Origin of the sequence: uncultured Sphingomonas sp. (genome assembly GCF_937859915.1) — a bacterium.
GTDB lineage: Bacteria > Pseudomonadota > Alphaproteobacteria > Sphingomonadales > Sphingomonadaceae > Solisphingomonas.
The window spans coordinates 1-8,915 of the sequence record NZ_CALMAW010000016.1; the positions used below are offsets into that span (position 1 = coordinate 1).

The following is an 8,915-nucleotide window of genomic DNA, read 5'->3' on the forward strand; positions in this document are numbered from 1 at the left end:
CTCGTCCCGCGGGGGCTCGCGACGCGGACCCACCGTGCCCCGCCACGGGCTCCGGGTCGGCGGCACGCCCGTGGCTGTCGCGCCGCGGCCGCAGGCTCTGCGTGTGCCGATGCGCCGTCGCCCGGATCGCCGCGCCACCTCGGGCGATTGCGCCAACCCTTCCAGAATGTAAGGTGAGCGTAAGCTGGGCGTAAAACCCCGCCTCTAAGGCGGGCGGCGCCAAGCCGGAGAGGCCAGGCGCTCCGGGGGCTCATGTCAGATCATCTTTCGTCACATTTGCCGCCCGCCCCCAGCCTCACCGCCGGCCGACAGGGGCGCATCGTCGCGCTGGTCGCGCTCGCGCTGCTGCTGCTGTTCCTGCTCTCGGCGCTGATCCACTGGATCGCCGCGCCGGTGACGGTGGCGCCGCAGCCGCTGCCGCCGGGCGCGTTCAAGCCGACCCCCGACCAACTCAAGCAGCTCAAGATCGAGCGCGTCGGCTACGGCGCCGATCCGGGGCAGATCGATGCGACCGGCACGATCTCGGTCGACGAGGATCATTCGACCCCGGTGGTGCTGCCCTATACCGGGCAGGTCGGCGAGGTGTTCGTCCAGGCCGGGCAGCATGTCGTCAAGGGCCAGCCGCTGCTCAAGATCGCCTCGTCGGACTTCGTCGAGGCGCGCAACGCGCTGTTCTCGGCCGCGGCGCAGCGCAACACCGCCGCAGCCCAGCTCAAGACCGCGCAGGAGACCGCGACGCGCCAGCAGGCGATCTTCGCGACCGCGGGCGGCGCGCAGAAGGACTATCGCCAAGCGCAGAGCGATCTGGTCACCGCGCAGTCGGCGCTGCGCAGCGCGGATGCGGCGCTGGGTGCGGCGCGCGACAAGCTGTCGCTGCTCGGCAAGACCCCCGCCGAGGTCTCCAAGCTCGAGGCGGCGGGCGAGGTCGCGGGCATCTATTCGGAGACGACCTATCATGCCCCGGTCGACGGCGTCGTCGCCAGCCGCGACGTGGCGCCCGGCCAATATGTCAGCGCGGGCGGCGACAAGCCGATCATGACGATCGCCGATCTCGGCCATGTCTGGCTGGTCGCCCAGCTCGCCGAGAGCGATGCCGCCAGCGTCCACATCGGCGACAGCGTCGAGGTGACGACGCCCGCCTATCCCGGGCGGACCTTCCATGCGGTGATCGACAATATCGGCGCCGCGCTCGATCCCGCGACGCACCGCCTGCCGGTGCGCGCGACCGTCGCCAATCCCGATCTGGCGCTCAAGCCGCAGATGTTCGCGAGCTTCGCGATCCAGCGCCGCTCGGGCGCCGACGGCATCCTCGTGCCGGCCGGCGCGGTGATCCACGAGGGCGACAGCGCGCGCGTGTGGGTCGAGGGCAAGGACGGGCTGCTCTACGCGCGCGACGTGACCGTGGCGGACAGCGCCGCCGGGCTCGAGAAGATCAGTGCGGGGCTGCAGCGGGGTGACCGCGTCGTCACCGCGGGGGCGATCTTCGTCAACGAGGCGGGTCTCGGCAGTTGAACAAGCTGGTCGAGTTCGCGCTGCGCCAGCGCATCCTGATGATGATGGTGCTGGTCGGCCTGATCGCCGCCGGCGGCGTCGCCTTCGCGCACCTCAACATCGAGGCCTATCCCGATCCGGTGCCGCCGATGGTCGAGGTGGTGACCCAGTCGAACGGCATCTCCGCCGAGGAGATCGAGCGCAACATCACCACCCCGATCGAGGTCCAGATCGCGGGCATCCCGCACGTCACCACGGTGCGTTCGATCTCGCTGTTCGGGCTGAGCGACGTAAAAATCCAGTTCAGCTACGACGTCAGCTTCGAGGAGGCGCAGCAGCTCGTGCTCGGCCGGCTGACCCAGCTCGGCACGCTGCCGGGCAATGCGCAGCCGACGATCTCGCCGACCAGCCCGATCGGCGAGATCTACCGCTACCGCATCGCCGCGCCGTCCGGCTATTCGGTGATGGACCTGAAGACGCTGCAGGACTGGGTGCTCCAGCGCCGCTTCAAGCGCATCCCCGGCGTCGCCGACGTCACCGGCTGGGGCGGCAAGCTGCGTTCCTACGAGGTGGTGGTCGACAACGACCGGCTCGTCGCGCACGGCGCCACCATGCCGCAGGTGCTCGCCGCGATCGGCAAGAGCGACGGAAACGTCGGCGGCCAGACGGTCAATTTCGGCCCGCAGGCGGCGATCGTCCGCGGCATCGGCCTGATCCAGTCGACCGACCAGATCGGCAAGGTGCTGGTCACCACCAACGCCGGCAATCCGGTGCTGCTCCAGGACGTCTCGAGCCTGCGCATCGGCAATCTGCCGCGGCTCGGCATCGCCGGCGAGGGGCATGACGACGACATCGTGATGGGCATCGTGCTGATGCAGCGCGGCGCGCAGTCGATGCCGACGATCAAGCTGGTCAAGCAGGAGGTCGACACGATCAATACGACCGGCGTGCTGCCTCCCGGCGTCCAGCTCGTGCCGATCTACGACCGCTCGACGCTGATCGGGCTGACCACGCACACGGTGATGCACAATCTCGTCGAGGGCGTGCTGCTGATCTTCCTGCTGCAGTGGATCTTCCTCGGCGACCTGCGCAGCGCGATCATCGTCGCGGTCACCATCCCGTTCGCGCTGGCGTTCGCGGTGCTGATCCTGACGCTGCAGGGCGAATCCGCCAATCTCCTGTCGGTGGGCGCGCTCGATTTCGGGCTGGTGGTCGACGCCAGCGTGATCATGGTCGAGAACATCTACCGGCACATGGTCGAGCGTTCCGAGCATATCGGCGCGGGCCATGGCCATTTCAGCCATTCGAACCGCTTCTCGGCGATCCTCCACGGCAGCCATGAGGTCTCGCGCGGAATCTTCTTCGCCGCCGCGATCATCATCGCGAGCTTCCTGCCGCTGTTCACGCTGACCGGGGTCGAGGGCCATATCTTCGGCCCGATGGCGAAGACCTATGCCTATGCGATCGGCGGTGGGCTGATCGCGACCTTCACCATCTCGCCGATGCTGGCGATGCTGCTGCTCCCCGATCAGATCAGCGAGGTCGAGACCTGGATCGTGCGCAAGCTGCGCCGGCTCTACGAGCCCGCCGCCGCCTTCGCGCTCGCCAACCGGCTGCTGACGATCGGCATCGCCGCGCTGCTGCTGGTCTCGGCGCTGGTCGCGGTGCGCTCGCTCGGCGTCGAGTTCCTGCCGCATCTCGAGGAGGGCAATCTCTATATCCGCGCGACTCTGCCCGGCTCGATCTCGCTCGAGGCGGGGCAGCCGACGGTCAACGGCATCCGCGACATCATCGCGACCTATCCCGAGGTCGAGCGAGTGATCTCGACCCACGGCCGTCCCGACGACGGCACCGACGCCACCGGCTTCTTCAACGCCGAATATTATACCCCGCTCAAACCCGCCGACGAATGGCCCTCGGGGATGACCAAGGACAAGCTCACCGCCGAGATCCAGGCCCGGCTGCAGGCGCGCTATCCCGGCGTCGACTTCGAATTCTCGCAATATATCGAGGACAATGTCGAGGAGGCCTCGTCGGGCGTGAAGGGCGCGAATTCGGTCAAGATCTTCGGCCCCGACCTGCAGATGCTGCAGACGATCGCGGCGAAGATGCAGGCCGAGATGGCCAAGGTGCGCGGCATCGCCGACCTCGGCGTGTCCAATTCGCTCGGCCAGCCGACCGTGCAGATCGACATCGATCGCGGCGCCGCGGCGCGCTACGGGCTGACGCCGGACGACATCAATTCGACCGTCTCGGCGGCGATCGGCGGGCAGAGCACGGGCGATCTCTACGAGCGCGGCACCGATCGCCACTTCCCGATCGTCGTGCGGCTGAGCGCGGACCAGCGCGACAGCCTCGAGGCGATCCGCCGGATCACGATCGGCGCGCCGTCGCCGTCGGGCACGGGCACCGTCCAGGTGCCGCTCTCCGAGGTGGCGCATGTCCGGCTGACCTCGGGCGCGTCGTTCATCTACCGCGAGCATCAGGAGCGCTACGTCCCGATCAAATTCTCGGTGCGCGACCGCGATCTCGGCGGTGCGGTCGGCGAGGCGCAGCAGCGCATCGCGCAGCATGTCACGCTGCCGGCGGGCTATCATCTCGAATGGGCGGGCGAGCTTGCCAATCTGACCGGGGCGGTCACCCGGCTCGAGATCGTCGTGCCGATCAGCCTCGTGCTGATCCTGATCCTGCTCTACGGCAATTTCTCCTCGGTGGTCGACACGCTGCTCGCGTTCAGCGTGATCCCGATGGCGATCGTGGGCGGCGTGCTGGCACTGGCGCTGACCGGCACCGCGTTCAGCATCTCGGCGGCGATCGGGTTCGTCGCGCTGTTCGGCATCGCGGTAATGGACGGCATTCTGATGGTCTCGACCTTCAACCAGACGATCAACGAGGGCGCCGACCGCGCCACCGCGATCGCGGTCACCGTCCAGAAGAGCCTGCGCCCGGTGGTGATGACCTGCCTTGCCGCCGCGATCGGGCTGCTGCCCGCGGCCCTCTCCAACGGCATCGGCAGCCAGGTGCAGAAGCCGCTCGCGCTGGTCGTCGTCGGCGGGATGACGCTGGCGCCGGTGCTGATCCTGCTCGTGCTGCCGGTGCTGATCGCGCGCTTCTCGCGGCATGTCGGCCCGCACGACCGCGGCGCGCACGGCCGCTATGTCGGGCACGAGCCGCATCATCCGACGCCGCCGCCGGCCGCGCCCGCGGGAGAGCCGGCATGAAGCGCGTCGTCATCCTCGCCGGGCTGATGGCGTCGGCCTGCACGATGGGCCCGAAACACCCGACCACGCCGATCGCGCTGGCGCCGCCGGTCGCGGCGGGGACGATCGCGCCCGCCTCGGGCCCCGCGCAGACGATCGTCCCGGGTGCTACGGTGCAGGCCGACTGGTGGCGGCTGTTCGGCAGCCCCGCGCTCGACGCGCTGGTCGACCGCGCGCTCGCCGCCAACAACGACCTCGCCAATGCCGACGCGACGCTGCGCCAGGCGCGCGAGCAGGCGCGCGCGGCGGGCGGGGCGAGCCTGCCGCAGGTCGACGCCTCCTACCAGGCGCAGCGGATCCGCACCTCGCGGGTGTTCTCCAACCCGCTGTCGACCGATCCCGACGAATATCTCTACACGCTGCACACCGCGCAGGTCTCGGTCGCCTATCCGCTCGACCTGTTCGGCCAGCTGCGCAGCAAGACGCGGTCGGCGCGCGCCGCCGCGACCGTCGCCGGCGACAAGCTGATCGCGGCGCGCACCACGGTGGTCGCCAATCTGGTGAGCGCGGTGATCCAGCAGGCAGGCCTCTCGGCGCAGATCCTGGCCGCGCAGTCGGCGGTGCAGAGCAATCGCGATGTGCTCAAACTGCTCCAGCAGCGCCAGGCGCTGGGCGACATCGGCGCCTCGGACGTCTCGGCGCAGCAGACCGCGCTGGCGACCGCCGAGGGCGCGCTGCCGACGCTGATGCACCAGCGCGACCATCAGCTTGGGCTGATCGCGACGCTGCTCGGGCTCGCGGCGGGCACGCCGCTGCCGCCGCTGCCCACGCTTCCCGAGCTGACGCTGCCGACGACGATCCCGGTGGCACTGCCCGCGCAGATTGTCGCCAACCGCCCCGACGTGCGCGCCGCCGAGGCGCAGATGCAAGGTGCCGCCGCCGATCTCGGCGCCGCGATCGCCGCGCGCCTGCCCAACATCACGCTCAGCGCCAATGTCGGCGGCGAGGCGACCGCGATCACCGAGATGTTCGCCAGCGGCAACCCGTTCTGGGCGCTAATCGGCGGCGTGACGCAACCGATCTTCCACGGTGGCCAGCTCCTCCACCAGAAGCGTGCGGCCGAGGCCGCGCTCGACGGTGCCAAGGCACAATATCGCAGCGCCGCGCTGCAGGCCTTCCTCGACGTCGCCGACGCCTTGTCTGGGCTGCGCACCGATGGCGACGCGCTCGACGCGGCGACGCGCGCCGACGCGGCGGCGGCGCAGACGCTGCGCTACACGCGGCGCCAGCTCGAACTGGGCGGGGTCGGCACGCTCGCGCTGTTCAACGCCAATGCGGCGGCGGCAAGCGCCTCGTCGCAGGCGGTCCAGGCGCGCGCGGCGCGGCTCGGCGACACGGTCGCGCTGTTCCAGGCGGTCGGCGGCGGGGTGACGATCCCGGCGGACGCGGGCCGGGCCCGCTAGCCCGTCCGTCTCCCGGCCGTGAGCCGGGGGTCCGGGGCGAGCCCGGGGTGATGCCGATCGCCGGGCCGCGGCGACATGACGGGCGGAAGCCCTTGCGCTAAGCGCTTGCCAAGCGGCCCGCATGTCGTTTCGATCGGCGCGCGTGAGGGGGCAATGCGGATGACGTGGCTGATCCGATTCTGGCTGTTCGCGCCCGCGCGTCAGCTGTTCCGCGAATGCGCTGCCTATACGCTGGCCGAGCATGGCGCCGATGCCGCCGTCCGCCTGCGCGCCGAAATCGATCCGGGCACGCCGCTGTCGGGCCGGTTGCTGATCTGGCTGATGGTGAACGAAATCCGTCGGCAGGCTCGGTTAGACCAAGGTATCACATTGCACTAACACGCTTTTCTTTGCGACTGTATCGTAACGGGACGTTAACCCCGGCGTGGGAGAGCGGGGCGTCAACAGAGGGTGTCGTCTCATGAAAACACTGTGTCTCGCGTCGCTTTTCCTGCTTCCTATGATGGCTGCGCCTGCAAGCGCGCTGCCTCTGGCCTCGGTCGCCGGCATCACCGTCGGGGTCACCGGCGGCACGCTCGGGGTCGGCCCCGAAGTCTCCTACGCGGTCAATCCGCTGATCGCGGTGCGCGCGTCGGCGACGTTCCTCGGCTTCAGCGGGAACGGCCATGTCGCCGACTATCGCTACGATGGCCATGCCCATCTCAGCAATTATGGCGGCACGATCGACCTCCACCCCTTCGCCAATGGCTTCCGCCTGTCTGCCGGCGCGCGTTCGACCGGGGACAATCGGATCAGCTTCACCGGCAAGGCGCGGGTCAACCAGACCTATGGTGGCGTAACGTTCACCCCCGATCAGGCCGGCACGCTGAGCGGCGATATCAAGACCAAGTCGGTCGCGCCGATCCTCACCGTCGGCTATGCGCACACCACGATCAGCGGGATCATGTTCGGGCTCGACGGCGGCGTCATGTTTCACGGCCATCCGCATGTCGACGATCTCGTCGCGACCGGCGAACTCGACTCGAACCCGAACGCACAGACCAGCCTGATCAACGAGGAACAGCGCCTCCAGGACAAGGTCCACGACTACGCCTATTATCCGGTGCTCCAGCTCAGCCTGGGCTACCGCTTCTAAGCACCGGCGCACACGCCACCGCTCCGTCACCCCGGCCTTGAACCAAGGTCCCGCTTCTGCTTCCGGTTGCGCGCAGAAGACAGAAGCGGGACCCCGGGGCGAGCCCGGGGTGACGGACGATAAGGCTTCGCGACGCGCCGCCGCTTCCCAATATGCGATACGTCTGGCATCGCACGCCCGATGACCCCGGCCGACACCATCGTCCCCGATACCGAACAGCGCGGCCTGCTCGCACGGCTTCCGGCCGCCGCGCGGCCCTATGCGATGCTCGCCCGCTTCGATCGACCGATCGGCGCGTGGCTGCTGTTCTGGCCCGCCGCCTGGGCGATCCTGCTCGCCGGCGGCACCACCGAACGCAGCCTCGTCCTGCTCGCGCTGTTCGCGATCGGATCGGTCGCGATGCGCGGCGCGGGCTGCGTCTACAACGACATCGTCGACCGCGACCTCGACGCGCGCGTCGCCCGCACCCGCGACCGCCCGCTGGCCAGCGGGCGGGTCAGCCTGCGCGCCGCCTGGACCTTTCTGTTCGCGCTGTGCGGCATCGGGCTGGCGGTGCTGGTCGCGCTCGACTGGCCGGCGCGGCTCGTCGCGGTGGCGAGCGTCGCGCCGGTCGCCTGCTATCCGTTCATGAAGCGCATCACCTGGTGGCCGCAGGCGTGGCTCGGAATCGTCTTCTCCTGGGGCGCGCCGGTCGGCTGGGCGGCGGCGACCGGCGGCCTCTCCGCCCCCGGGTTGCTGCTCTATGCGGGCGGGATCGCCTGGGTGATCGGCTACGACACGATCTACGCGCTGCAGGACATCGAGGACGACGCGCTCGCGGGGGTCAAGTCGTCCGCGCGCGCGCTCGGCCGCCATGTCCGCCCGGGGGTGGCGATCTTCTATGGCGGCGCGCTGCTGCTGTGGGGCGCGGCCTTCTGGCTGCGGCGGCCCGATCCGCTCGCGGTGCTGGCGCTGCTGCCCGCCGCACTCCACCTTGGCTGGCAGGTCGCGACGCTCGACGTCGCCGACGCGGCGGGCGCGCTGCATCGCTTCCGCGCCAACCGCACCACCGGCCTGCTGCTCGCGATGGCCGCCTTCGCGGTCGGCTCGGCGGGATAGGACGCCTTGACCGTGGTTGCGGCGCGCGCAGTGCCGCGCCACGACGAATCCACAGCCTGTAGACCGATAGCCGAGCCCCGCAGGGTGGACGTTCCGTGCCGGGCTCCCTAAGTGCCGGACATGTTGACCGTCGCCGAAGCCCAGACCCGCGTCCACGATTTGGTGGCCGCCGCTCGCCAAGCGGGCGCCGATGCCGCCGACGTCCTCTATGTCTGCAACGAGTCGACCAGCGTCTCGGTGCGGCTCGGCGAGCTCGAGGATGTCGAGCGTTCCGAGGGCGAGACGATCGGGCTGCGCCTGTTCGTCGGCAGCCGCTCGGCGAGCGTCTCCTCCTCCGATCTGTCGGGCGACGCGCTGTCGACATTGGTCGACCGCGCCGTCGCGATGGCGCGCGAGGCGCCCGAGGATCGCTGGTCGGGCCTTGCCCCCGTCGACCGGCTGCTGCGCGGCGCCGCCCCCGATCTCGACGCCGACGACGGCGCCGATGTCGCCCCCGAGGCGCTGCGCGCCCGCGCGCCCGTCGCCGAG

7 protein-coding genes are annotated in these 8,915 nt (G+C 70.0%); all 7 read left to right on the forward strand.

Going from position 1 to position 8,915, the window contains the following annotated elements; genetic code table 11:
• Nucleotides 1-252: 252 nt before the first annotated feature.
• Nucleotides 253-1,512, forward strand: coding sequence for an efflux RND transporter periplasmic adaptor subunit (locus Q0326_RS02460; RefSeq protein ID WP_298686725.1), 1,260 nt, complete (start codon nt 253-255; stop codon nt 1,510-1,512).
• Nucleotides 1,509-4,712, forward strand: coding sequence for a CusA/CzcA family heavy metal efflux RND transporter (locus tag Q0326_RS02465; RefSeq protein ID WP_298686727.1), 3,204 nt, complete (start codon nt 1,509-1,511; stop codon nt 4,710-4,712). Before Q0326_RS02460 ends, Q0326_RS02465 begins: the two co-directional genes overlap by 4 nt.
• Nucleotides 4,709-6,154, forward strand: coding sequence for an efflux transporter outer membrane subunit (locus Q0326_RS02470; RefSeq protein ID WP_298686729.1), 1,446 nt, complete (start codon nt 4,709-4,711; stop codon nt 6,152-6,154). The genes Q0326_RS02465 and Q0326_RS02470 overlap by 4 nt, the downstream gene beginning before the upstream one ends.
• Before the next feature lie 159 nt (nt 6,155-6,313).
• On the forward strand, nt 6,314-6,532 hold the full coding sequence (locus Q0326_RS02475; RefSeq protein ID WP_298686732.1) for a hypothetical protein: 219 nt from the start codon (nt 6,314-6,316) through the stop codon (nt 6,530-6,532).
• Between the two features lie 124 nt (nt 6,533-6,656).
• Complete coding sequence (locus Q0326_RS02480; protein ID WP_298686734.1) at nt 6,657-7,289, forward strand: hypothetical protein; 633 nt, start codon at nt 6,657-6,659, stop codon at nt 7,287-7,289.
• Between the two features lie 180 nt (nt 7,290-7,469).
• The gene (ubiA, locus tag Q0326_RS02485; RefSeq protein WP_298686736.1) at nt 7,470-8,387 is read left to right on the forward strand and encodes a 4-hydroxybenzoate octaprenyltransferase; all 918 of its coding nucleotides are present in this window, start codon (nt 7,470-7,472) and stop codon (nt 8,385-8,387) included.
• Nucleotides 8,388-8,507: 120 nt separating this feature from the next.
• A partial coding sequence (locus Q0326_RS02490) for a DNA gyrase modulator (protein WP_298686738.1) occupies nt 8,508-8,915 on the forward strand: 408 nt, incomplete at its 3' end.